A 24,828-nucleotide genomic window follows, 5' to 3' on the forward strand; every position below is an offset into this window, starting at 1 on the left:
CCCTCAGCGGCTTGTGAAATAATTTGCCGGTTCATCATGGGCGGCGACCAGTTTATCCAGCGGCAGCGGGCGGCTGAAGCAGTAACCTTGCAGATACTTCACGCCGTGAGCGCGCAGCCATTCCGCCTGTTCAGGCGTTTCTACACCTTCAGCCACGGTTTTCAGCTGCAGACGGCGGCTTAGCGTTAACACCGCATCCAGCACGGGAGAGGTGACGGTTTCGGTACCGATCGCCTGCACAAAACCACGATCGATCTTCAGATAATCAAAGTTATAGCGCTCCAGATAAATCAGCGCGCTATGGCCGGTACCAAAATCATCGATAGCAATTTCGAAGCCCTGCTGATGCAGCCATTCAAAAATGGCCATCGACTGGTTTTTATCGATCATCGAACGTTCAGTTATCTCCAGCACGACGTCGAAGTAGTTTGCGGGTAACGCGGCGGCAAAACGTTGCATATCTTGCTGAAATCCGGCGGCATGCAGGTGGGCAGGTGAGATATTCAGACCGAGCTTGGTACCGCGCGGCAAAATACGCTGCAACGTCGGCGCATCGCGGGCAATCAACATTAACAGGTGATGGGTAAGCGGCACGATCATCTGCTGCGTCTCTGCCAGATTAATAAAGACGTCTGGCGGGATTTCACCTACCACCGGATGCCGCCAGCGCATCAGCACTTCAACGCCGCTAATCTGCAGGGTATCGGCCTTTACCACCGGCTGGTAGACCACGTAGAACTGGTTGTTTTTGATCCCCAGTTGGATCGATTTCCGCGGATCGGATTTGATCGTCAGGATGTAGTAGCTGAGCAAGCCGGCAAGCATGCCGCATACTACGCCAAGCAACAGGGCGAACTGGGTATTCTCGCCGAGCCAACTGTTAGAAAAGAGATACACTTTTAGCGGTAGCCCCGGAACCTGAATCTGGCGTATCGGCTCATTGGGCAATGATAGCGGGTCGATAATTTTGCTGCTGAAGGTCGAAATTGCCGTATGGCCGATGGCCAGCGCAATGCCGCTGAAATCATTCTGTCGTGCGGTATAGAGGATATAAGGCGTCAGATTGGCATTGATGGATACAAAAATGCCGCTGTCTCGATCGCCGGGACGTTGTACCCACATTGCCAGCGCGGCGGTGTTCGGCATCATCGGCGTGCCCTGGAGGATGGCCATATCCAGAGGTTTATTGGTATCAAGCTGCGGTATCAATTGTTTAAACGGTGTGTCCATTGCGCCGGTGGCGGATGAGCAGAACGCTTTGCCGTTTTTCACCAGCAGGAAGGCGCGCACGTTGGGACTAAAGGCGGCGCTGGCGGCGAGGCCGGAGTCAATATGTTCGCAGGGCTGATCGAGCAGCGGCTGCAGGCCATCAATGGTTTTGCTTAAATCAGCGAAATAGCTATTAAGGTAGTGGCTGACGTTATTGATTATCTGATCGAAACGCTCAGAGCGGTTGTGGTAGATAACCATAAACTGGATGCTGCCGGCCAGTAGTGCGACGGCAACGCCGATACAAATACTGGTAAGCCAGATTTTACGTCGGGGTGAAAAGTAGCGGGTTAGCATAGGCCAGAATCTGTCCGTATTATTGAATCACGCCAATGGGATGCCTGAAGAGTATGGTTCCATTTCCTTTAAAAGACATAGCTTATAAAGACATAGCCTATTTTGCGGGGTTCACCGGCGGAGAAGCAAAAAAAAAACACTGCCGGGGCAGTGTTCTTTTCATTTCTTACCGTCAGCCAAGGGATAACTCACGGTAAGAAGAAGAATCAGGAACGACTCAGAACGCGACGCGCTTCGTTATAGCGCTTTTTCCAGTATGGCTCATCCAGGCTTGAGATGGTGACGCCGCTGCTGGTAGAGGCATGAACAAACTGGTTGTTGCCGATATAGATACCAACATGACGACCCGTAGAGCCAGCGCGGAACAGCACTAAATCGCCGGTACGCAGTTGAGTGCGCGAAATCGATTTGCCGGAATCCTGTTGCTCGGAAGTTGAGCGTGGCAGCTCCAGGCCAAATTGTTCACGGAAAGTACGCTGCACGAATGCCGAGCAATCGATCCCTTTCCGGGTGCTGCCGCCAAGGCGGTAACGCACGCCTTTCCAGCTAGCATACTGGTCCATCAAACGGGACTTCACGTCCAGGTTGCTGACCATTTTTTCAAATTCATCCTGAGAAGCTTGCAGTGATGATAAATCTCCACTACCCACAGCATGCGTCTCAGAATGCATATTCTTGGCGGTACTTGTTGAACTACACGCGGAAAGCAGAACCGCAACTGCAATCGCGGGGGCGACCCGCAAGATATATCTCAAAATCGGCTGAGATTTGACCATTATGTTTATTTTCCCTTGTTGTCCTTAACGACAATGTCGTTATAAAAAATGCCAAACGTGGTAGAGCCTAGATTCCAGAAAGCAATGAGACAATTCCTTAAGCCTAAAAATGTGGAGTACCGCACAAATTTATTTGGATGATGAATTGTGTTGCTTGGGAAGGCAAAACGAGAAAGAGATTACCCTATCAAACGTGGGATGGCGAGCGGTTTTGCGCGATTTCTTATAAGTATTTTTGCGACCAAAAGTGAATCATCGGCAAAGGGGAAAATAGCGCCTTTTTTGGCTGAAAAATATGCAATATCTTCATTTCAATGATGATTAATGTGACAGGAAGATGATGTCGCGAATAAATCATCAGCAAATATAAAAAAAGGGGTCAGAACGACCCCTTATGGATAATATTAATAAAATGTAAAAATGATCTTAATTTTTTGCTATTCCACCCGGAAGCGAACGGTCAAACCAGGCGATGGCCTTATCGGAAAGCGAGGTCATTAATACCCATGGCGCGCCAATCAGCACCGCGCTGAGTGAACCTACGGCAATATCGGTGAACCAATGGGCGCCGATCATCACTCGCGGGAAAGCAAAAACCACAAAAATAATCAGTGAAATGGTAAATGCCCGGCGGCCGAAATATCGCCACATAAACGAGGCGAAAATGAGCAGCATCATGCCATGGTCGCCCGGGAAGCTATCTTTTGAAGCGTCTTTGGTGGGCAGTGAGACCACGTCGCTGACTTTCGTAATATCCGTAAAGAACAGCGAAGGGCTAGCGCGTTTTACCGGCATCAGATGCTGGGCAAGTTGATTGATAATTACCGCTGCGAGCAACATCACCAGCCCCATAATGATTATGCGGCGGCGCTCAGCGCTCTGCGCTTTGATCCAGAAACTGAGCATCAGGCAGCCCATCGCCAGCAGCGAGCAGGCGTCGAACGCGCGATTGTTGATAATGGCTAACAGCCAGGCATACGCGCGATTGGTGCTGACGCCCTGGTTAAAGAAGTGAAAAATAGCCGAGTCAAGCGGGAACCAGAAACCGTGATTTGCCGGTAGATACCAGGAACAAAATAAGGCTACGCCCGCGACGTTCAGCAGCAAGATAAGGGGAATACGGTTTTTAGTCATAACAGATGCGATTTTTTTAAACAGCGGCCAAACATAGCCGCATTAACTTAAACGAAGCTTCAACAGCGAGGACTGCAGGGCATTCCAGTCAACGTCTGATTCACAAATCAGTTCGATGCGGCTATCCGGCGGCGGCGCGTTTTGGGTTTCGATATGCAGATCGAGTCCCTGGCGGTTGATACGCACCAGACCCTCGGCAATTCGCATCACGCCTTTCACCCGGCCAACCGGCGCCAGACGCGCCCATTCCAGCAACCCAACGGTGTCAAATTGGGTATCAGCATCAAAAATCCAGCCGCAGGCATGGTATCCCTGACCACTGTTAACGCTGCGACGCCAGCGTTGATGTGCCGGCAAATTTAACGCCGCCAGACCCTGCTTTTGCCCGTGACTATGCACGTGGTCCGGGCTTGCCGGCAGCGGGGCGGTGTTACGGCGCGGGAGATCCAGCAGCGCGAGCTCGATGTTACCCTGGGTGGCGTTCACCTGCAGGCGCTCGCCCCCGTACTGTTGCCACCAGTTGGCAAAAGCGGCCTCGCTTTCCGGCGTCGCCCGATCGCTTTTATTGGCGACGATGATATCGGCTGCGGCCAGCTGATCGCGGAAATTATCATTGGCCACGATCTTTTCCTCCAACAGCTGGCGCGGATCGAGAATGCACAGCGTCGCGCGCAGATCGATCCACGGCTCGTAGACCGCAGCGGTGAGGATATCAAGGATCTGCCTGGGATGACCCAGTCCGGTTGGTTCAATCAGCAGACGATCGGGCTTTCCCTGGCGCAACAGCGTATTGAGCCCAACCTGCATTGGCAGACCGTTGACGCAGCACATGCAGCCGCCGGGGATCTCTTTTAGCAACGCGCCGCTTTCCGCCAGCAGGGCGCCGTCGATGCCGACTTCGCCGAACTCGTTGACCAGCACGGCCCATTTTTCATTTGCAGGCTTGTGGGCCAGTAAATGAAGAATCGAGGTTGTTTTGCCGCTGCCGAGAAAGCCCGTGATCAGGTTAGTTTTGGTCACATCCCCTCCAGCATAGAAATGTAATGTTGTAACAGTTGAGACTATCCTGACGAAAAAAGGGGAAAAAGAGAAGGGTTACTGCGGACAGAAAAACATTCTGTCCGCTAAACAGCAGAAATTGTTAACTATGCAGAGCGTTAGCCACGGCCTGGCGGGAGCCGAATGTTGTCAGTTGCTGCCAGGCTGAAGTGATTTCAGCAACAAACTGCGGGTTGCCCGGCAGATCTTTGCCAAATATCTCTTCCAGGCCAAGCAGGGCGCTGACGCGTTCCTCTTGCTGGCTGGCGTCAACCAACCGTTTGATTTTGTCGACTAGCGGGTCGCGCACGTCAATGGCTTGCCCGGCGTCGTCGACGCCGCTTACGTAACGCATCCAGCCCGCCACGCCCAGCGCCAGCAGTGGCCAGCGGCTGTCGTTTGCCAGATGAACGCGTATACTATCGAGCATCCGCTGCGGCAGCTTTTGGCTGCCGTCCATGGCTATTTGCCAGGTGCGATGTTTTAACGCCGGATTGGCGAAGCGCGTTATCAGGCTGTCGGCATAGGCAACTAAATCCACACCGGTGATAGATAGCGTTGGCGCTTGTTCATCAAGCATCAGGCGACGGGCGGCATGGCGGAAAACATCGTCCTTTATGCAGTCGCTAACGTGCGCATGCCCCGCCAGGTAGCCCAGCCAGGCGAGGAAGGAGTGGCTACCGTTGAGCATGCGCAGTTTCATTTGTTCCCACGGCAGGACGTCGCGGGTCATCTGTACGCCCGCGGTTTCCCAGGCTGGACGCCCGGCGACAAAATTGTCTTCCACCACCCATTGAATAAACGGTTCGCAGCTGATGGCGCAGGGATCTTCAACGCCCAGCACGGAGGCAATCTCAGCCAGAGATTCTTCGGTGGCGGCTGGCACGATGCGGTCAACCATGGTGCCGGGAAAGCTGACATGTTCAGCAATCCAGTTGGCCAGCTCCTGACTACGTTTCTCAGCCATGCCGAGGACGGCGTTTTTCACGACGTGACCATTGTCGGGAATATTGTCGCAGGAGAGTACGGTAAAGGGAGCGAGTCCGCGTTCGCGGCGGCGATTGAGCGCTTCAACTAAAATACCGGGAGCCGACTGCGGCAGCGTCGGGTTTTCCAGATCGTGAACGATGCGCGGCTGGGTTGGGTCCAGTTTACCGGTGGCCGGATCGATGCAATAACCTTTCTCAGTAATCGTCAGCGAAACGATAGCCACCTGCGGTTCGCAAAATTTTTCGATAATTGCTGCCAGCGAATCAAGTTTGGCGTTCAGGCATTCATGTACTGCGCCAACCACGATCGGTTGGTTACCCTCAGCGCCTTTTTCCAGCACCGTAAACAGGTGGTCTTGCGCACGCAGTTGGCTCATCAGCTTATCGCCGCTGAACAGGCTGATTTCACAAATTCCCCAGTCGCCGCCGCTGGCGTTAAGCACCCGGTCGGTTAGCAGCGCCTGATGCGCACGGTGAAATGCGCCAAAACCAAGGTGCACGATACGCGAGCGCAATTGGCGGCGATCGTATTGCGGAAGTTGCACGCCTGCTGGCAGCGCGGCGGTAGCGATAGTTGTCATTTTTATACACCTGATTAACCAATGATTAACATGAGGTAGTGTAAAGTTATATGACAACAATTTAAATTGGTAAGCCGAATTTATCCGCTTAGTGTGAGCTGGATCAATCAATGCTACGGGGGAAATTGACCATTCAGCAGAAGCATGTATGGTAGTCGTCATGATGTTCCACATTATTGGTATAACAGCTTAAAGAGGGCATTGCGATGGAGCAAACCTGGCGTTGGTATGGACCTAACGATCCGGTATCGCTTGATGATGTGCGCCAGGCGGGCGCCACGGGTGTCGTGACCGCGTTGCATCATATTCCGAATGGCCAGGTCTGGCCGGTAGAAGAGATCCAACAGCGTTTAGCGCTACTGACGGAAAAAGGCCTGAGCTGGTCGGTTGTTGAGAGTATCCCGGTGCACGAGGATATCAAAACTCACAGCGGGCAATATGAGAAGTGGATTGCCAACTATCAGCAGAGCATCCGCAATCTGGCGGCCTGCGGTATTGATACCGTGTGCTATAACTTCATGCCGATTCTGGACTGGACGCGTACCGATCTGGAATATCAGCTGGCTGATGGCTCCAAAGCGCTGCGTTTTGACCAGATTGCTTTCGCCGCTTTTGAACTGCACATCCTTAAACGCCCGGGCGCCGAAGCTGACTATAGCGCTGAAGAACAGCAGCAAGCGGACGTTTACTTTAAGGCGATGAGCGCGGCGGATATCGACAAGCTGACCCGCAATATCATCGCTGGTCTGCCGGGAGCGGAAGAGGGCTATACCCTCGATCAGTTCCGCGCACGTCTGGCGGAGTATGACCATATCGATAAAGCGCAATTGCGTGAGAACATGGCTTACTTCCTGCGGGCGATTGTGCCGGTGTGCGAAGAAGTCGGCGTGCGCCTGGCGGTTCACCCGGACGATCCGCCGCGTCCGATCCTCGGCCTGCCGCGTATCGTGTCGACTATCGAAGATATGCAGTGGTTGAAAGAGACGGTGGACAGCATTTATAACGGCTTTACCATGTGTACCGGATCCTACGGCGTGCGTGCCGATAACGATCTGGTGAAGATGGTGGAAACCTTCGGCGATCGTATCCACTTTACCCATTTGCGTTCTACCTGCCGTGAAGAGAATCCTAAAACCTTCCACGAGGCGGCGCACCTGAACGGTGACGTCAATATGGTGGCGGTGGTTGATGCGATTTTGAGTGAAGAGCTGCGTCGTAAGAAAGCCGGCGATCTGCGCCCGATCCCGTTCCGTCCGGATCATGGGCATCAAATGCTTGACGATCTGCGTAAGAAAACCAACCCCGGTTATTCGGCGATTGGCCGTCTGAAAGGCATGGCGGAAGTGCGCGGCGTTGAGCTGGCGCTGAAGATGACCAAATACCCTGAGCTGCTGTAATCGTGGCGTGAGGGAAAGCAAAAGGACAGCCAACGGCTGTCCTTTTTTGTGCCTGATATTGGCAGCGGGTAGCCTGGATAAGGCGCGCAGCGCCGCTATCCGGGAAGAGTCCGGCCTGCGTGACGCTGGGCCTGGCAACCGTCAGAGGCGGGAGGTTAGTCCGCGCGGCCCATATAGCGGCACTCTTCGATATGAATGCGGATTTTCTCGCCGCTGGTCAGGTATTCCGGAACCTGAATCACCAACCCGGTGCTCATGGTGGCCGGTTTGGTGCGCGAACTGGCGGAAGCGCCTTTGATTCCCGGCGCGGTTTCTACGATTTCCAGGTCAACGGTTTGCGGCAGCTCCAGCGCCAGCAGCTGGCCATCCCAGGTCAAAACCTGCATATCCGGCATGCCGCCTTCCGGGATAAACTGCAGCTCTTCTTCGATCTGCTCTTTGGTGAAGGTATACGGGGTATAGTCTTCTTTATCCATGAACACGTATTCGTTGCCATCGACGTAGGAGAAGTCAACGAAACGACGGGTCAGGGTAACGGTATCAACGATGTCGTCGCCCTTAAAACGTTCTTCTACTTTCAGGCCGGTACGCACGTCGGAAAAACGCATTTTATACAGCGTTGCTGCGCCACGGGCGCTTGGCGACTGAATATCAATATTTTTAACAATCAGCAGTTTGCCGTTGTAATTCAGCACCATACCTTTTTTAATTTCATTCGCTCTTGGCATTGCAGTAATCCTGTCACTTAAAGGGTCAAAAATATCGCGTAAAACTACTCGCGCCGGGCCTTTCAGGCAAGCGGAATTCGCGACTTTTGCTATCTCCTGGCAAATCTTCGATCGGCGCTGCTGAAAAAGCCGTGTCGCCAGCTTCAGCTTTCCTGACGGGCGATATTTTGCTACTGTCCGCCTCCCACTCATTAAGGAGTTAGGTATGGAATGTCGCCCGGACTGCGGAGCCTGTTGCACCGCGCCGTCCATCTCAAGCCCCATTCCCGGAATGCCTGACGGCAAGCCTAATTGTCAATTATTCATAGTATGCCAACTGGTAAGTATGGGGCAGACTATCTGATTGCGTGGCCTTCTGTTAATGTCATGGGAAGTATAAGGTAGCGTGAGGCATATCTAATGCAGTGTCGTATTGACTGTGGGGCTTGTTGTATTGCACCGTCTATATCAAGCCCAATTCCTGGCATGCCTGAGGGGAAACCCGCGAATGTAAGGTGTGTTCAATTATCTAATGACAACTTATGTAACATTTTCGGTTCGGAACTACGACCAAAAGTGTGCGGTAATCTTCAACCTTCTTTAGATATGTGTTCAACGGATCGTGACGCCGCTATGACTTATCTGCTTCACTTGGAGTCCAGCACAGCACCATAAGTATTTGTAGAACATCGCTTGCTAACACATAACCTTTGGTGATGTATATTTGGTTTTTTATATCAACAGGAATGGGGGGGATTCCCCCATTCTCTTATAGGATAGCTATCACGCAGCCATTTCATCTTCAAAAATGTCTTCCAGGTCTTGTTGTTGAAATCGATCAGTGGCATCGACATTGAGGTCTAGTTTCAGTTGCTCAATATCAAATTGAACACGATAGCCTGTTTTCTCTGCGATATAGTCACTGAGTTCATCTGTATCTACAGGATTGGGGCATGTGACACCATCATGCTGAAGCAAGACAACATTATCACCAAGAAAGCTAATCATGTGCTGAAGTATCAGTGATTCTGCACCGTGGAGAAGATGAGCTAATAATTTTGATTTCTTAACCGATTCTCCGTTTTCTGTTATGGTCTTAACAATCATCCCAGCGTCGTTTTTGATTTTGTAACAGCCTCTAGTCCGCGCTGTATAATCCTCAATCACATAACGTCTCACATTGGTGACTTCCTCAGCTAGTTTGCTAATCCAGGTATCTTTGATAGCCTCGTCACTGGTATCAATGTCCAGCTTTTTTAGTACCCCACGAGGCCCTAGATTTGTGCCATAAATAAGGGCAATCAAAACTACCTTCGCTTGTTCTTCTGTGCATTGTAACGTAGTGGCTACTTCTTTACGGACCTGTTTTTTGTTACGGACATAATGGCTAATACGCGGCGTTTTTATACCGATCCGAGCGCACATCTGTTCCAGTAAGTTGTAGTGACAATTCTCGATATCCACATCAAACATGCCAGCCAATGAAGCTTTACGAATCTCTCTCTTACAATTTTGAAGATTTACAGAGCCTTCTGCATATAAACGTCCCCCATTACTTTGCACGTATGTTATCGGTAATAAACCACTTTTACTCGCTTTCGCAAGCGTTAACAGGTATTCAATTTGACTAATCATATTTCTATGGTTGTCACTCTGTTGGAGGCTCTTCAGGTATCGCCTGAGAGATAACTCATTAAGAAGAATTTCTTTAGGGACCTTGACTTCTATACTACATTTATTGCTATTTTTTAATTGGGAGCGGATGCCATTCCGAGGTGGGTTGTATGGTTTTCCTTCGTTATAGAGACCGCATTTACTAGGAACTGCCTTGCAACATGCCGAAAAAATGTTATATCCAGCACTAGTTACTCTATAGCCGTTAGGCCAATTATCTGCCCAGTAATTACAACTTTTTTTGATTAAAGGAATATCTTTTATCATGTCATCAAATCTCGAAGCTCTCGGTATATGTTTTCGTCTCTCAGAGGAATAAAGTAAGAAAGCGTACTCATCTTTGGGATGCTTTCTCCTGTTGGTGGCTCCGATCAGAAACTGATTAAAGTAATAAGATTTCTCTTTTTTTGAATATTTATTCAATATATCAGAGGTGCAAACACCTTTATCAACTAATACATTTTCAATGACTTCATCAAAGTTGCGTGGTTTAAGGTTCATATCATATTCTCGTTTTACAAAACCGCTAAGTGGGCTGGAGGCCTTGCTGTACACGGGTTTGCGGTAATTTGTTAGTAGTATTTATGCAACATAGTATTGATGCCCTTGTCCTCTTGTCCTTCCCCCTTTTCGGGAAAAAAACGAAAAGACGTAACAAATTCTTCAGATCAGTGATCAGAATAAAATATTGTTGTAAAGATCATTCATTCGATGATTTCAAGACGGAATAAAGGCAAAGGGTTTACCGTTAAGGTCAAGAAAACCGATCTGGAAAGGGATCAATAGAAGGGAGTTGCGGACAAACAGTAGTACATCGTGTACTACAAGAAGCAATAGGTTTGCTCCCTTGGACCAGGTCATCACTTCCTGGCATCACGGTCCAGTCTGGAGAGGTTGCTGCGCCCCGTGAAAATTACGTTGTTGGCATACAGGATATGAGTGATAAGAACCATTGTCAAATAGGAAAGTCAATATTTATTATTGACTTAGATTTGAAATCCTATCGAAAACATGTTAACCACACACATGATTTTCTGATAACTGATACTGACCCAGATAAAGTTCTACACGAAGGAGAGCAAATGAGTGAGCCAATGGTCCTCCGTTTCCAGAGGATGGCACTTGATAACGAAACATCTACGTCAGATTTACTCAGGATGGCTAAAGCTATTGCAGTAAAGCTTCAATTGACAGATGTAATTGAATGGATCGATTTTGAGCTTGATGGGTATCCTGCGGGAGTGACCGTACCTGACTATCGCATCACGAGGGGAAGGATCTTAGGGCATAACCCGATAAATGGACTCATTCCGATGTTGGTAAGTAATCAACAGGATGAGGATATGTTGAGTACTGTACATATTAGAGCGCCAATCACTGAACTCGCTTTGGCGTATGATAGCCCCGGTTCTACAATGGTTTTTCCTTTGTCAACTGAGTTTTCAAATCAACTACAGAGTAATCAGCCTGATTTTTTGCGATTTCCAATTGTAAGACGGATCACCCAAAGTAAAATGTTGAATGTAGTGGAACATATTCGTAATCGCCTTCTCAGCTGGTCGCTGGAACTAGAACAGCAAGGTATACTTGGTGAGAATCTACAATTTTCACAGCAAGACAAGGTTAGAGCACCTATGACAACTAATAATTTTCACTTTAATGGCAATATCAACAATGCGGGTGTGATTGGCGCAGAAAACCACGGCTTTAATCAGCATAATGTGCAACAGATTACTACTGGCAATTTTGACTCTTTGAAGTCATATCTAGAGTCTCTGGGCTTTACGGCAGAAGATGTATTGGATCTAAAATTAGTTTTGGATAGCGAACCTACACCAAGAGAAACTGGAAAATTCCTGCCTAAAGTTTATGATTGGCTAGGCAAAGCTGGAGAACGAGTATTAAATGCTAGCCTTGATAAGGTAGCTCCTTTAGCTATTGAAGCAATTACTAAATATCTTGGAAATTGACTCAAACGCCACAAGCTGGCTATAAAATAGTCAGCTAAAATTTTTTGAGACGGAAGTATGTTGCCTTGCTAATCCCAAGTTCCTTTTCAATCTCTCTACGGCTCTTACCTTGTGCAATCAGTAACAGTATGTCTTCAGTCGTCGCCTTGGCAGGCCTACCGCAATGGATCCCTTGAGATTTAGCGCGTTTAATTCCTGCCTTCCTACGCTCATCTAATACAGACAGTTCCATTTTTGCCAATGCTGCCATGATGGTAAGCATGGCTTCCCCAGCAGGAGTGCTTAGATCGAAGCCTTCACGCATGCTGACAACACTGACTCCTTTTTCTTTTAATGCTTCGACTGTTTGTAATAGATCGATTGTGTTTCGTCCAATACGATCTACAGCGACACATACAACTGTATCTCCTTCACGAACATAATTCATCAGTGATGACCATCCATCACGCCCTATGGCTTTTGTCGTGCCACTGGTGGCTTCATCGATAAACCATTTGTCAATATGGTAGCGTTCGGCTATCTGCTGTTGTTGATTCTCTGTCGTCTGCTCATCTGTACTTACACGAACATATCCGATAGTTGACATTATTCATCCTCATATCTCAAAACTATGTCTTATTATTTTAAGTGTCTTGAAATAATAAATCAAACTTTTGAGACATATGTGCGCCGCATGCCATTGTTGTGATTTTAGAGTCTTAAAAGGACTTCCTTTTAAGACTCTCGCCCCAGGATTAAGGGGTAGAAATATCTACTTGATGAGGGGGATGGTATCTGAACGTGATAACGGTGGTAGGTGTGAATTTTTGTATGCTTACAAATTGTCAATTGGCAGCTGAAAGTATAACTTATACCCCACTAATCAAGTGATAGGTGTGTTGTGATATGGATATTAATGAGTTCCCTCCGGGAGTAATCGAACATCTTGGTTGGTATGTATATCGCCTGATTGATCCACGAGATGGAAGTACTTTTTATGTGGGTAAGGGGAAAGGTAATCGCGTTTTTGCTCACATGCGCGGTGAAGTGGCTGCCGCTGATGATGATGAACTTCTCAGTAACAAACTCAAGCAACTTCGTGAGATTAGATTAGCTGGTCTGGAGGTCATCCATGTTATCCATCGGCATGGTATTGCCGATGAAAAGACTGCTTACGAGGTGGAGGCTGCTCTAATCGATGCTTACCCAGGTTTGACCAACATCATGAATGGTGCGGGCAGTAACGAGTATGGCGCTGCACATATCAAAGAATTAATCGCAACCTACCAACCTGAGACAGTAGAGTTTAAGCATAAGGCTTTGATGATATCTGTTAACAGAAGTTCAAAGGACGTTGATCTTTATGATGCAGTACGCTTCAGTTGGCGTGTAAGTCTCGAACGTGCAAGTAAAGCTGAAGTTATCCTGGCTACCGTAAAAGGAATTGTCAGGGGGGTATATGTAGCTGATGAGTGGTTAAAATCTACCCGTGATAACTTTCCTGAAATGCGCCAATGGGATGAAGATGATGAGTTTGAAGCTACTCAAAATGCACGCTTTGGCTTCCGTGGACGTGTGGCATCCGCTGAAGTTACACAGCTTTATCTCGGTAAAAAAGTCCCTGATGACCTTAGAAAGAAAGGGGCAATGTCTCCTGTGAAGTATTCTCCGAATTTTGATTCCTAAACGGTAATTAGGATCGTACTTAACAACTGATAAGGTGGAAGGAGGGGGAGATTAATTCCACCAACATGGCGCGACTGATATCCTAACCGGCAAAAGAGAGAAGTAAGTTGTAGACGGAGAAGGCGGGTCAAGATCAGGGAACACGAAACTATTCAACATCGAAGCTGAGTAGTAAAACGCAGAATTCGTAAATATTGCGTAGGGAGCTCGTAGAGAGATTTAATTTCAACAGTTGTGGGTTTTTCGTTTTTGTGATAAAAGTTGCTGAGAATCGCTCTCAGGGCCTCTGGCGATGTTTTTCAGATATGGTTATTGGTTAGCTTATGATTTTAACGTACGCTGTTAGGTTTTAAAACCCAAGAGCCCAAGAGATTGTGCTGATTGATACAGTTCATAGTGTATATGTGAAATCGAGCTTCTCAGTCCAGCGAGGTTTTATGGTTTTGGTCAGAAAAAAACTAAATGTATTAGCTCAGGTTTGACCTGATACTGCTGTGGCGTAGCTTCCTAACTTTTCAGTAAAAGGTAAATCGTGTAATTATACGCAGCTTTTATCGAAATACCCTACATCGTTTTTTATACTGGTGATCCTGTAGTGTTCTGTAGATTAATCCAAAATGTGTAAAAATTTGTGGTCAAGATGGCTCCTTCTATCGAACAATCTTTAGACGCGAAAAAGAAAAGTGAAAAATGAGCAATAAGAAAATTAAAAGCTATTGTCGCGATTGTTGCAAAAAAACTAATCACACTGTTTTATCAGAACATACTGAGTCGCATCGCGAAGAATACAATTGCAATATTTCGTATCAAATATTGCAATGTTTAGGGTGTGACACAAAATCCTTCCGTCAGGTGTTTTACGATCTCGAAGCTGCGTATCCCACGTATGATGACCTCTGGGAAGTTCCCGAGGATGTGACTGTTTATCCCAAGGCTGTTGAGGGCCACAAGGAAATACAAAACTTATGGGAGCTGCCAGATATCGTAAAAACTATCTATTCCGAAGTACTCATAGCGTTGCGGGAAGATTCGAAAGTCCTCGCCGGATTAGGATTAAGAGCAGCTGTCGAAGCGGTTTGCAATGATTTACAAATTCCAGGACGATATCTTGAGGTAAGAATTAACAAACTAGCAAGTTCTGGATACATTTCAAAAAATGATGCGGATCGATTACATGGGATAAGATTTATGGGCAATGATGCAGCCCATGACATAAAAACACCTAAAGGTACTGCGCTATCTGTTGCACTTCAAATCGTAGAACATTTGATAGCTTCTGTGTATATCCTCGAAAAGAAAGCAAATGGAAATATTGAAACTACAGTTTCCAGATATGAACATTTCAAGGAGTTGCTTAGCGAAAAACTCAAAGAGTTCAACGTCGGTGATGAGTACCCTATTGCGAAATATCTAGGTAAGGATATACGTAGGGCTAAGGAGTCTATATCGACATTAGAGCAAGAGTTAATTTCAAAAATCGGCAACGGCGAGTTCACAAAGTTGTCAGTAGGTAAAATTGATACATATCAAGGCTCGCAGAACCCATTGCAACATTTTGTCGTCAAATAGTGTCAAACAAAACCTTCCTCGCGGGCGAAATTCTGATGCACTCAATTTTCCGAAAGGTGCAGCTGTAACGCCCGCTTTTCGCCGTCAACTGGAGTTCGAGCTAATATAATTAGCTTACTAACTCCTTCTTGATTCGGTAAAACGTGGCGCGACTGATAATGGCTATTAACTTGAACAGATCGGATTTAGACTGAGAATGAAGGAGTTTTTCTTGAGCGCAGCACGTTATAAACAACAATCAAGAAATCACAACACTAGATGCTAAGTTTTTTTCCTCTTTCCAAACGATGCTTTGTAAACTCGCCCTGACTTTGATTTTTTAATGATCAATATGCGTGTTTTATCGTAGGCGTTGAGCATGCCAATCCTTCCGATTGATAAGGAAGTCATGAGTAAAGTAGAACCCATGATTCGAATGATTTGAAAGGAAGGGGTAGGTTCTACTTTATCAGGTGTTTCCGCAATAAAATCCGCTTCTTTAAGAAGCAGATCCATTGAAGATTTCGCAATCTTTTTACGTAATTGCTCTTCCGGAGTAACTGGCTTTCCCGGGAATGGTACGACCTTACTCATTCATTTCCCTGCTTTGAATCACCTTCAGGAGCGTTAGCTGCTTGAAGAAGCTCGGACATGACGTTATCTGTGATTCTTTCGTTGATCTTATCCATGCCACCAAGAGTTTTAATTCGACCATTCCGAGCAGCTCCGCCATAGGTCACATTTTTGGTTCTGGGATTTTTATAAGGAGTACAAAACGAATCTGACATGTAACGCCTCTGATATGCTGTTTAGGGATTTAAGTGTCAAGTATGTTCTGAGTAAAAGCAAAACAAAAGTGATTTTTAAATACTTTACTTGTGCGTACAAAATGTACGCTGCTTGACTCTTAGATTTTTATGCCGAATGTGGCAGAACTACCGCGTCGTCATGTTTTGACGTCTGCTCTTCACTCGCTGAGGACCTTCACTAAGCTCGCCGTATCGTAACAGGAAAGCCCAGTATACACGCGTATACTGGGCTTTCCTGTTACGATTCGTTGGTCTGCTTCCCTTCATCCCTTCATCCCTTCATTATCAAGTGATGCCACCAACTAGCATCTATTCAATAGAGAAGCATGACTGCTCATCACTCAGAGTGGACGGACAGATCGGTTGCAGTCTGTCTGCTGAAACTGTCAGTTCGAGTAGCTTACAAACTCCTTCTTGATTCGGTAAAACGTGGCGCGACTGATACCCGCCGCTTTCATGATGTGAGCTGGTTTAACGTTCTGCGCCAGCATTTCGCGAACTGTCTCACGGGCTTCCAGATCTTTTTCTTTCCCCGTGTACAAACCTGCCTGTTTTGCTTTCGCGATCCCCTGCGCCTGACGTTTACGCCGGGTCTCATAATCTTGTCGTGCCATTGTCGCGAGGATATCGATCAGCATTGCATTGACTGCACGCAGAATGCCACTGGTAAGGTCATTCCCGGATATTTCAACCATCTGCCAACTGGTTGGCAAATCCATTGATACAATAACCAGCCCTTTACTATTCAGCGTAGCTTTGAGTTCAGCCCATTCTTCATGTTTAAGACGGCTGAGACGGTCAATCGCTTCAATAAGAAGCAGATCACCCGGTTGAGCTTCTGCAAGGAGGCGCATTAGCTCTACGCGATCCAGCTTCGCACCGCTGGCATTCTCAATGTACTCTTCGGCAATCTGCCAGTTCTTGCTTTGCGCAAATTCGCGCAGGCTAATCAGTGCACGATCGGCATGTTGGCCTTCTGTAGATGCGCGGCAATAGATACGGACATTCATGGGTTATCTCATTAGAGTGTTTAATCAATACCCATATGATACATCACCTGTGTTTGTATTCAATAGAGTTTATTTAAACCCTATTGAGACAATGTTTCATGGTCTATATCGGGTATACCCAACTGAGACAGTGGGAATCTGAAGCATTGGCTGTCTGTAGAAACACATTTAAGACGGTGATGTAGGGGTTATTAAGGGGATGTAAAGTACGGCGGAGTCAACCGCCGTATGTAAAAGGTAAGGTTATTTGACAAGACTTAGGTGAGGTGGTCGCTTATGCTCAACAGATGAAGAAAGGCCGTTACCCGTAATCGCTTCCATGAAGAAACGATTGTTAAATGTGAGTGCACCTATTTCATCAGCAGGGAAATACAGTTGCCTGAGGATTTCGGAACGCTTAACCCCCTGAGAGCGCAACGCGGAAAAAACTTTCTCCAAAATTAATGAGTTTTCTCGTTCTGGCATACCTTGCGGTTCCCCCGTGCGATAACCACGACGGTTAAGTTCTATCGCAAGTTGTCGGTAATGCCACTCAGAAGACAAACCGACATCGAATGTACGCCGAACTAATGCCGCTAGAGATACTTTCCAGTTCTTTTTCAACATAATGAGTTGATCTAGGCTAGGCATCCTCGGTACCGAGGCTAAGATACTACGCTCAGGCATCAAGAATGCTGAAGCAAAACGATCAGCATCCTGTTCAGCTTGTCGACCATTGTTGCTTGAGTGCTTATGAAGAACCAAATGACCAAGCTCATGAGCAGCGTCGAAGCGGCTTCGTTCTGGAGTTTTCATCGTATTTAATAGGACGAAAGGTTTGTCGTCCATCCAAAATGAAAACGCATCCACTTCAACGCAATTCTCAGCTAGTGAAAATACTCTAACGCCATTAACTTCAAGCAAATGAACAATGTTCGATATTGATAGCTCACCAATACCCCAAGCTTCCCTAACAGCCCTAGCTGCACGCTCAGGCTCAGAATATCCGTCGAAACTACAATCAGGAATGTTAGGCTTTGGCAACTTAAATTGCCCTTCAATCCATGCCGATAATTCCTGTGCTAGTTTTCCCGCCCCAAGTGCAGAATCACGTTTTTGCGCACTTAACTTTGTCATGGCACGAAAGCTGACTGCTTCGGGAGTTAGTGAAGGAACATCCCGATCGAGAAAGAATTCGATAGGATATTCCAAAACAAAGGAGATTCTTTCCATGCTGTCGCTGGCAATCGGCTCAAAGACGCCAGCTTTTTCATAGTTAGAAATGGTCTTGCTGGTTAACCCAGCTTTTTCAGCTAGCGCTCTTTGTGTCAGGCCTCTCCGTTCTCTTGCTATACGTAAACGCTCTGAATTAAACATGGTGCATCTTTAACCTGTTTTCAAAATGTCAAGATCGATATCTGGTGTAAACTGAGGAGCCTCACCACCCCGAACGATTGGGTCTGGCTGATGGATATCAAGAATCAAACGAGTAGAAAAACTGTTAACCACATTTTTGTTATTGTAGGAAACAGGGCGGGACAACTCCGCGCGGATACCTACACGATTGAATTCATCCAGTTCATAAAAATCGTAAAGTAAAAACCATAGGTCTCGTCCGATTTTATTTGGGAGTAATGGGACAACTTCACCTTCAGGGAGATCCAAATCTAATTTTAGCTGGTTGTCATCCAGCATTAGTTTCCCTTGGCCTGGGTTATTATTATGGATTAACCCCATAAGCTCGCAAGTAAAGTCACCCTTCTTCATGCGTGATTCAGGATAGCCATGAATCAAACCTGTCTGATCACAACCACGACAAAGGTAAATAGCCACCTTATCGCTGGTAGTCAGCTCAACATTTCGTAGAGATAGTCGCTTGTACCCTTTCGGGGCAAGGATATCTCGAGCAGCGCTAACACCTTCACCATAGAAGTACTGACCACGAGATGTTGCAGGGTGGTTCTGCGTAGTGGCATAGCGACCAGATAAACCACGTTCAAGAATACGAGCAAGGTTATTTTGACTGAGGTTCATAGGTTGCAAGTAAGATTCGATATCATTCTGGTCAGTCAGTACTACTGTTTTTGCGAGATTATGAGAGTACATCGGTAAAGCCTCATGATTATTTTTCTGTTTTTTATACCTCAATCGAGGGTGAAAAACAAGAAAATTACTGTATGGATAATCAGAGGGGGCAAGGTTAGGTGAGAGGAGCATAAGATCATGAGGGGGCAGGGGATTTTCCCCCCTGCATTGGAAGGACAAGGAAACGTTACTTACGACAAATCACGCTGTCAAAAATTCCACCACTGGCAACAAGAATTTTTCGTTGTTTATGTGGTTCCTTGGAGATCATGTCTGACATTAGTATAGAGTCATCGAGAAATACGCCACCAAAGGACCCTACTCGCGCGTTTCTCCCGGCGATCACTATCGTTTTTCCGATATTCAATGAAGCTACTTCGTCGTTATTGGAATCCGTATCTTCGAATATGAATTTCAGCCCCTCATCAGAACCAGGAATACTTAAGGTTACCAGAGGTTTTTTGCTGAAAGTAACAGTACCAATATTTTCTATTTTTCCTGTAACCATCAATCGGCAATTCTTGAAGTCATTTGTTGCCCGGAATTCATGTTCTTGAAATCTTGTATATACTTCCCCAGTTGTGTACATCCTTGGGAATATGTCAATTGTCAGTGATTTTGATGGTTCTGTTGGTTGGTGTGAAGGCGGGGGATTTTTATTTTTAACAACATTTGCTTCAGGCATTTTAGATTGGTCTGGAGTGGTTGCCAGAGCGTACAGGAGATTACCGATGCCATAGACTATAGCAACAGCTATAACAGATGTTTTGATATAGCGTACATACGGTGGTTTCATTTCATTTTGCCATGATTTCTATATTAGTCACTTGATCTCTATTACGATATAATCTCATGTTGGCTGGTGGAGATTTAACCGCTTTACGGATCTCGTTCATAGTGTCATTCGATAACATATCACTGTATTCCATATACATAACCTTGCGGGTTTCAGTATCTGAGATGTTAGTGAAAATATTACTAACCCATGAGTCCGGTATATCGATTTTATGTACAAGCATCATATACTTTACGATGAAAACATCTGTTAGATGAAATCGGCCAACCGTATATTTCCCGTGGCAGAAGTTACTACAAGGTGATTCCAGCCAGTCGTTTTTCAATACTCTAACCAGCTCATTAGCTTGCATTTTCAGCTTCCAGTTCAAAAATACGTTTGTTCGTCATATCCGTGAGACATACCCAATTACCATTGCAAATAGATTTTGACTTTATCCATTCTCTCTGTGAAGGTAGTAATTTCTTACGTATATCTTTATTCAACTTATTCCATGTGTCGTTTAATTTTTGATCGCTGATGTTATATGCTTTTTGACTGACATCGGAGTTATCTTCGTTTTTGATATTTGAAGACGGATTGTTGTCCTTTCTTTCTTGCGTGGATTTTTTTTCACTCTTTTTAATATATGATTTTTCTGAACAGGCTTTTTGCCAATTTTTAGCCGCAGCATTGGTAACATCATCTATGAACATTTCACGGAGTGTAGTCCCATTTAATTTTGCAGCCTCCTCCATAAGAAGGCGTCCTTCATAAGGCATTGCTCTTAGTTGTTCATCAATTTCGTTCGATTCTTTTATAAGAACCTTGAGTTCATCTTTTGTTGGCGCACCAGCTTTGCACATTTCCTCTTCATTACGAAGCATTGCTCTTGTAAGTTTTCGAGTGGAAACATTCTCTTTGGTTGAACATTTTTGTTTAATCTTGGCATTGATATTTTGGGATTGTTCATTGATAAGCATGCGGGCTGCATTTGGATCATTTTGATACATAGATAGGGTTAGCGGTTCATTAAGGAGTATTTGATGGATTTCATTTCGCGATGGTCCACCGTTCGAACAAAGCTCCTCTTGTGGAAGTGCCATTAGCTCATCTATAGAACCAATATCGCGGAAACCATTGAAGTCGCCTGATGCTGCAAGTGCTGTGCCTGAAAGAATCAACGATTGTAAGATAATGATTTTGTATGATTTTAACAGTTTCATGTTTTAGATCATCCCTGTTTTAGTCGTTACTAAGATCTCGTTGTAATGGGGTACATAAGTTCTTTTAGCTGTGTAATTCTCATTTTATATTGATCTGTACGAGCTATCAAGATTGCATAATCAATCGTTTTTATCGATCAATATTGTGGTGTAGAAATCAACAAATGATGACGGAAATAATAATCAATATATTGATTTAAAAGGTTTTATTTGCTATTTGAAGGGGGCCGTGCTGACGTTTTGTCTGACCCGGCGGCAACGTTATGCGGTGTAATGTGTCTTTACGTTATTGGGGGGTTCCCCTTGTCTGGTAGGCAAGGGGGGAGTTTAGTGTGAAAATTTTTCTAAGTCTTCCAACGAGTTAATCTCGTACTTGGTACCGTTGACAGTTGCATAAGTTTTGCTTGTAGATCCATCCACTATGATAGTCATTCCATTGTCTTTGTCTCGGCTTGCGCTATTTTCCAACTCGGTTATATACGTCGGGTTAAGAAGACTGACTTCGTGTTTTTCCTTAATATGCTGCGCAAATTTGTCAGGCGAAATCAGTTCATCAATGAAGGAGTGCAACACAAGTCCTTGCATTTTTAGTAAGTCATGATCATTGACAGTTTGTGCTTCTACATACGAAACGCCAGGAGATCGGTTGCGATTGAACTTAATCACTATTCTTTGCTTTGTCTCGTCGGCGAAGGTTACTTCGAAATGACCATGCCGCCCATCAATGTCATAACAATCAATGCGTTTGATGGCTTGCTTTACCTTCAATCTAATCTGCTTACGGTTAGGATTCTTTGTGTCATGAACATCGAAATGTTGGAATTGCTCCCAGCCCGTAGTTTGAATTTCTGAACGGTTGATTTTGTACTGATGAAATTCTCTCTCAAGCGTCACTTTTTTATGTTTGTTTGAATTAATCTGTTCTGCTAGCTCTTCGAGGCTGTCCGTTAGGGTTGCCAGTTTCAGAAGCTTATCAATAGATTCTGAGGCCTTTGCAATCTCAGATTCGTACCAGGCTGTTTTATCTTCTTGATGGTTGTTCCAGACGTGATCAGCGATTAGTTGCAAAATAGTGTGTTCAAGTTGATATGACGTAAAACCTTTTTTACCGCAAGGCTTACCCTGAACAATTTTTGAGCCACAGATATAACGGTATTTGTTTTTGTTTGAACCTGATTTGAACATAAAGGACCCACACTTCCCGCAGAAAAGAATTCCAATGCCTGATAGTAACGGGATTTCGGGCTCAGGGTTGCCCTCAGGGTATTTTGAGGAGCTTCGAGTAACCGCTCGGTGTCGATCCAGTTTTGATAGTGTCAGATAGTCTATTTCTGACATCAATACCGGGTAGTAATCAGGAATAGTGAACGTTTCCTTCAATGGCTTTTCTGAATCCGGATCGTATATAACAATACCTGATTCATCGCGCTTATCCAGCGTAAAGACTTTTTGCCCATGAACAGTAGGATTCAAGAAGGTTCGAATTAAATGCTTGCCCCATTGTTCCGTTTTGGACGTCAGTGCTTGGCCTGTCTGGTCTTTATAAACCCTCTTTTTAGGAGCAGGATAGTGTTCGTTAAGATATCGTTGGATTCCAAGAAGAGTTTCACCGCTTTGTTTTAGTTCTATAATTTTCTGCGCTGCCGCAAAATACGTTGGGTGTGGGGTAACATATCCTGATTTGGTGTCTACCCACCAGACATTTTGACCCACAGATTCTATTGCTCTTGCTGGCGTTCCAGGTTCTCTTGTTAGGTTATGTCTTATCAGAGAGCGGGCTTGGGATTCAACCCGATTCTTTTTTGTTAACGATTCATCGTGTGCACGGGTGAACATTAGCAATGAGATGATTAGGTCGGTTGGATTATTCTTTACATCCGCATACTTATAAACCTTTTCATCCATGCCAGTAACAACGACTATTCCCTTACTCAGTATGCTTTTGAAAATATCCAACGCACTCCAGGCATCATCACGGCTTATACGGTCAAGATTTTCGACTACCAACCACGATCCAACAGGAACTTTGACCCCAATCTGCTTAATGAACTCTGATAGCTTCCCTTCATGCGCGTTTTTACCTTTGAACGCTGACATACCGAGATCGTGGAAAGCTGTTGTATCAAGTTCGAGGTCATAGCGGGATGCAATTCTTAGCGCAGTATCTTGTTGACGCTCCAGCGAGTTACCCTCCCGTTGTTTCACAGATGAAAAACGCACATACGAATACAACTTTGGCTTCATAGAGTGTGACGTCCTTTGTAGAGCAATGATAAGACGGCTGTGATGCTAACAGTAATGATGTTAACTTTAAACAATGAGTAATTGTATATTAGGCAAGCCGGCCAACACCCCATGCGTGCAGCTGGATGAACATCTGCGCTGCAAGATTTTTGCCTCGCCGCTGCGCCCTAAAGTCTGTGCAGGTTTACAGCCGGCCGCGGAAATGTGCGGCAGCACGCGTCAGCAGGCGATGGCTTATCTTATTCATCTCGAAGCGCTGACCGCGCCTTAAACGTCTTTAATCCGCCACAGGCAGCCCTGGGCGATAATTCCCATCGCCAGCGCAATCCAGAACACCGCGTGATAGCTCCAGATTTCCGCGACAACGCCCGCCAGCGAGCCGGCGATGATCCAGCCGACGCGCGTGGTATTGGTATACAGCGTGGTCGCCGCGCCCGCCTGGCCCGGCATCAGATCCTGAAAATAGAGCATACCGATACCGGCCAGGATCCCGATGTAAATCGCGTTCAGCGCCTGCATCGCCAGCAACAGAGCCGGGGTATGGACAGTCAGCATACCGACATAAAACAGCAGTCCGGCAAGCGCGGCAATGCGCATCAGCAAGCGCTTTCCAAAACGTTTCGCGTAATAACCGGCAATCAGCATGGTGGGGATTTCCAGCCCGGCGGCGGTCCCCATCATCAGCCCGGCCAGTTTCTCCGGCAGATGCAGTTCATTAATGATAAACAGCGGCATATTAATGATATAGAGGCTGTTGGTGCCCCACATTAACGTACAGATGCTGAACAGCAGCAGCGCATCGCGGCGGTTGGTGCGCGGCGCTTCAAGATGACCACCGGCGGTTTTGCTCTCTTTACGCATGCTGGGCAGGAAGAACCAGACCATCAGCGCGCAGACGATAAACGCCACGGCGGCGCTGAGATACATCACGGTAAAACCAAAACCCATCGCCAGCGCGTAGGCCAGCGGCGGGCCGATCACCCACGCCAGCGAGACCTGCGCGCGCAGAATGGAGCTGAACATCACCGCCTCGCGCCCGGTTTTGTCCGCGTGCTCGCGGGCGAGGGCGAACATTTGTGGGTTGGCGGTGGAGCCAAAACTACTGAGAAAGACGCCGACGAACAGCAGAATAAAGTAGTTGCGGTTCCAGGCGAACAGCACGCAGGCCAGCACCCCCAGCAGGCAGCAGGCGACAATCAGCTGCTTGCGATCGCCTTTACGATCGGAACGCCCGGCAAGAAACTGACTTACCAGAATGCCGATGACCGCGCTGCCGGTAAAAAAGAAGCCGACCATTGCCGGGCGCACGTGCACCTCATTGGTCAGAAACAGGCTCAGGGTCGGGGTTTGTAAGGCTCCGGCGATCCCCGTCAGAAAGGCGACGATAAGAAAAGCGGAGGAGGTTAAGTCGAACCCGCGGCGGGGAAGGGCGGCGCTACTGTTTTGCATGCTGGAATATCATTGGTTTCAGGAGAGGCGAAGTTTACGCCGACACCCATAAAATAAATAGTGGTATGGCACGAAAAATTAAAAAGGCGTTTCAAATTATGTTGTTCAGCAAAATGCTGAAGCCAATGGCGCATTTCACCATTAGCTTCAGCAAAAATGTGCGGTATCTCTAAATTCTGTTATCAGCCTTCGGAGTTTACTTGCGC

The 24,828-nt window shown here is 46.5% G+C and carries 23 protein-coding genes and 2 pseudogenes; 7 read left to right on the plus strand and 18 right to left on the minus strand.

Annotated features, from left to right (window positions below; all coding sequences use genetic code 11):
• Positions 1 to 3: 3 nt before the first annotated feature.
• The 5 genes from ABLU86_RS07705 to ABLU86_RS07725 form a co-directional block, all read right to left on the minus strand.
• Positions 4 to 1,566, minus strand: coding sequence for a cyclic di-GMP phosphodiesterase (locus ABLU86_RS07705; RefSeq protein WP_015365683.1), 1,563 nt, complete (start codon positions 1,564 to 1,566; stop codon positions 4 to 6).
• Between the two features lie 206 nt (positions 1,567 to 1,772).
• Complete coding sequence (gene mepS, locus ABLU86_RS07710; RefSeq protein WP_015706124.1) at positions 1,773 to 2,342, minus strand: bifunctional murein DD-endopeptidase/murein LD-carboxypeptidase; 570 nt, start codon at positions 2,340 to 2,342, stop codon at positions 1,773 to 1,775.
• A gap of 426 nt (positions 2,343 to 2,768) precedes the next feature.
• Entirely contained in the window at positions 2,769 to 3,476 is a 708-nt protein-coding gene (locus ABLU86_RS07715; protein ID WP_047041596.1) for a phosphatase PAP2 family protein, read from the minus strand.
• Between the two features lie 42 nt (positions 3,477 to 3,518).
• On the minus strand, positions 3,519 to 4,496 hold the full coding sequence (locus ABLU86_RS07720; protein WP_048229090.1) for a GTP-binding protein: 978 nt from the start codon (positions 4,494 to 4,496) through the stop codon (positions 3,519 to 3,521).
• Between the two features lie 121 nt (positions 4,497 to 4,617).
• Entirely contained in the window at positions 4,618 to 6,084 is a 1,467-nt protein-coding gene (locus ABLU86_RS07725) for a fructuronate reductase (protein WP_059476454.1), read from the minus strand.
• 206 nt (positions 6,085 to 6,290) lie between these two features.
• On the opposite strand from ABLU86_RS07725, the gene uxuA reads away from it, so the two are divergent.
• A complete protein-coding gene (gene uxuA, locus ABLU86_RS07730; RefSeq protein WP_047041592.1) occupies positions 6,291 to 7,481 on the plus strand; it encodes a mannonate dehydratase in 1,191 nt (396 codons plus the stop codon).
• A 155-nt stretch (positions 7,482 to 7,636) separates the two neighbouring features.
• Here the strand turns inward: uxuA and yeiP are convergent, their stop codons facing one another.
• Positions 7,637 to 8,209: an elongation factor P-like protein YeiP gene (gene yeiP, locus ABLU86_RS07735; RefSeq protein WP_015365690.1), complete on the minus strand. Its 573-nt coding sequence runs from the start codon at positions 8,207 to 8,209 to the stop codon at positions 7,637 to 7,639.
• A 205-nt stretch (positions 8,210 to 8,414) separates the two neighbouring features.
• Between yeiP and ABLU86_RS07740 the strand changes: the two are divergent.
• Together ABLU86_RS07740 and ABLU86_RS07745 are read left to right on the plus strand one after the other, a co-directional pair.
• A pseudogene (locus tag ABLU86_RS07740) lies at positions 8,415 to 8,498 on the plus strand (YkgJ family cysteine cluster protein); the annotation flags it as partial.
• A gap of 110 nt (positions 8,499 to 8,608) precedes the next feature.
• Positions 8,609 to 8,863, plus strand: a complete 255-nt coding sequence (locus tag ABLU86_RS07745) for a YkgJ family cysteine cluster protein (RefSeq protein WP_074188868.1) — start codon at positions 8,609 to 8,611, stop codon at positions 8,861 to 8,863.
• Between the two features lie 108 nt (positions 8,864 to 8,971).
• Here ABLU86_RS07745 and ABLU86_RS07750 read toward each other — a convergent pair whose 3' ends face one another.
• The gene (locus tag ABLU86_RS07750) at positions 8,972 to 10,363 is read right to left on the minus strand and encodes a hypothetical protein (RefSeq protein ID WP_181245095.1); all 1,392 of its coding nucleotides are present in this window, start codon (positions 10,361 to 10,363) and stop codon (positions 8,972 to 8,974) included.
• A gap of 434 nt (positions 10,364 to 10,797) precedes the next feature.
• Between ABLU86_RS07750 and ABLU86_RS07755 the strand changes: the two genes are divergently transcribed.
• Positions 10,798 to 11,832: a hypothetical protein gene (locus ABLU86_RS07755; protein WP_348816909.1), complete on the plus strand. Its 1,035-nt coding sequence runs from the start codon at positions 10,798 to 10,800 to the stop codon at positions 11,830 to 11,832.
• A 34-nt stretch (positions 11,833 to 11,866) separates the two neighbouring features.
• On the opposite strand, the gene ABLU86_RS07760 is transcribed toward ABLU86_RS07755, so the two are convergent.
• The gene (locus tag ABLU86_RS07760; protein WP_004849178.1) at positions 11,867 to 12,418 is read right to left on the minus strand and encodes a recombinase family protein; all 552 of its coding nucleotides are present in this window, start codon (positions 12,416 to 12,418) and stop codon (positions 11,867 to 11,869) included.
• Between the two features lie 392 nt (positions 12,419 to 12,810).
• On the opposite strand from ABLU86_RS07760, the gene ABLU86_RS07765 reads away from it, so the two are divergent.
• Positions 12,811 to 13,497 (plus strand): hypothetical protein, encoded by a 687-nt coding sequence (locus tag ABLU86_RS07765; RefSeq protein ID WP_177330511.1) that lies wholly within the window; start codon positions 12,811 to 12,813, stop codon positions 13,495 to 13,497.
• Positions 13,498 to 14,187: 690 nt separating this feature from the next.
• The gene (locus tag ABLU86_RS07770) at positions 14,188 to 15,066 is read left to right on the plus strand and encodes a DUF4145 domain-containing protein (protein ID WP_224260468.1); all 879 of its coding nucleotides are present in this window, start codon (positions 14,188 to 14,190) and stop codon (positions 15,064 to 15,066) included.
• A 261-nt stretch (positions 15,067 to 15,327) separates the two neighbouring features.
• On the opposite strand, the gene ABLU86_RS07775 is transcribed toward ABLU86_RS07770, so the two are convergent.
• The 9 genes from ABLU86_RS07775 to ABLU86_RS07815 form a co-directional block, all read right to left on the minus strand.
• Positions 15,328 to 15,639, minus strand: coding sequence for a hypothetical protein (locus ABLU86_RS07775; RefSeq protein WP_200144910.1), 312 nt, complete (start codon positions 15,637 to 15,639; stop codon positions 15,328 to 15,330).
• Positions 15,636 to 15,833, minus strand: a complete 198-nt coding sequence (locus tag ABLU86_RS07780; protein WP_200144911.1) for a hypothetical protein — start codon at positions 15,831 to 15,833, stop codon at positions 15,636 to 15,638. The genes ABLU86_RS07775 and ABLU86_RS07780 overlap by 4 nt, the downstream gene beginning before the upstream one ends.
• Positions 15,834 to 16,240: 407 nt before the next feature.
• Positions 16,241 to 16,864, minus strand: a complete 624-nt coding sequence (locus tag ABLU86_RS07785) for a recombinase family protein (RefSeq protein ID WP_224260469.1) — start codon at positions 16,862 to 16,864, stop codon at positions 16,241 to 16,243.
• Positions 16,865 to 17,107: 243 nt separating this feature from the next.
• Entirely contained in the window at positions 17,108 to 18,220 is a 1,113-nt protein-coding gene (locus ABLU86_RS07790) for an XRE family transcriptional regulator (protein WP_200144913.1), read from the minus strand.
• A gap of 9 nt (positions 18,221 to 18,229) precedes the next feature.
• Positions 18,230 to 19,060, minus strand: coding sequence for a hypothetical protein (locus ABLU86_RS07795; RefSeq protein ID WP_348796135.1), 831 nt, complete (start codon positions 19,058 to 19,060; stop codon positions 18,230 to 18,232).
• Positions 19,061 to 19,115: 55 nt separating this feature from the next.
• Entirely contained in the window at positions 19,116 to 19,724 is a 609-nt protein-coding gene (locus tag ABLU86_RS07800) for a hypothetical protein (RefSeq protein WP_181245099.1), read from the minus strand.
• Position 19,725: 1 nt separating this feature from the next.
• Positions 19,726 to 20,076, minus strand: a complete 351-nt coding sequence (locus ABLU86_RS07805) for a hypothetical protein (protein WP_181245100.1) — start codon at positions 20,074 to 20,076, stop codon at positions 19,726 to 19,728.
• On the minus strand, positions 20,066 to 20,929 hold the full coding sequence (locus tag ABLU86_RS07810) for a lysozyme inhibitor LprI family protein (RefSeq protein ID WP_224260471.1): 864 nt from the start codon (positions 20,927 to 20,929) through the stop codon (positions 20,066 to 20,068). The genes ABLU86_RS07805 and ABLU86_RS07810 overlap by 11 nt, the downstream gene beginning before the upstream one ends.
• Positions 20,930 to 21,256: 327 nt before the next feature.
• Positions 21,257 to 23,173, minus strand: a complete 1,917-nt coding sequence (locus ABLU86_RS07815) for a recombinase family protein (RefSeq protein ID WP_181245101.1) — start codon at positions 23,171 to 23,173, stop codon at positions 21,257 to 21,259.
• Positions 23,174 to 23,264: 91 nt separating this feature from the next.
• Here ABLU86_RS07815 and ABLU86_RS07820 point away from each other — a divergent pair.
• Positions 23,265 to 23,444: pseudogene (locus ABLU86_RS07820) on the plus strand (YkgJ family cysteine cluster protein); the annotation flags it as partial.
• Here the strand turns inward: ABLU86_RS07820 and setB are convergent.
• On the minus strand, positions 23,441 to 24,622 hold the full coding sequence (gene setB, locus ABLU86_RS07825; protein ID WP_015706120.1) for a sugar efflux transporter SetB: 1,182 nt from the start codon (positions 24,620 to 24,622) through the stop codon (positions 23,441 to 23,443). The pseudogene ABLU86_RS07820 and the gene setB overlap by 4 nt on opposite strands.
• Positions 24,623 to 24,828 lie beyond the last annotated feature (206 nt).

Origin of the sequence: Klebsiella sp. JN_Kp121 (genome assembly GCF_040062145.1) — a bacterium.
Classification (GTDB): domain Bacteria; phylum Pseudomonadota; class Gammaproteobacteria; order Enterobacterales; family Enterobacteriaceae; genus Klebsiella; species Klebsiella aerogenes.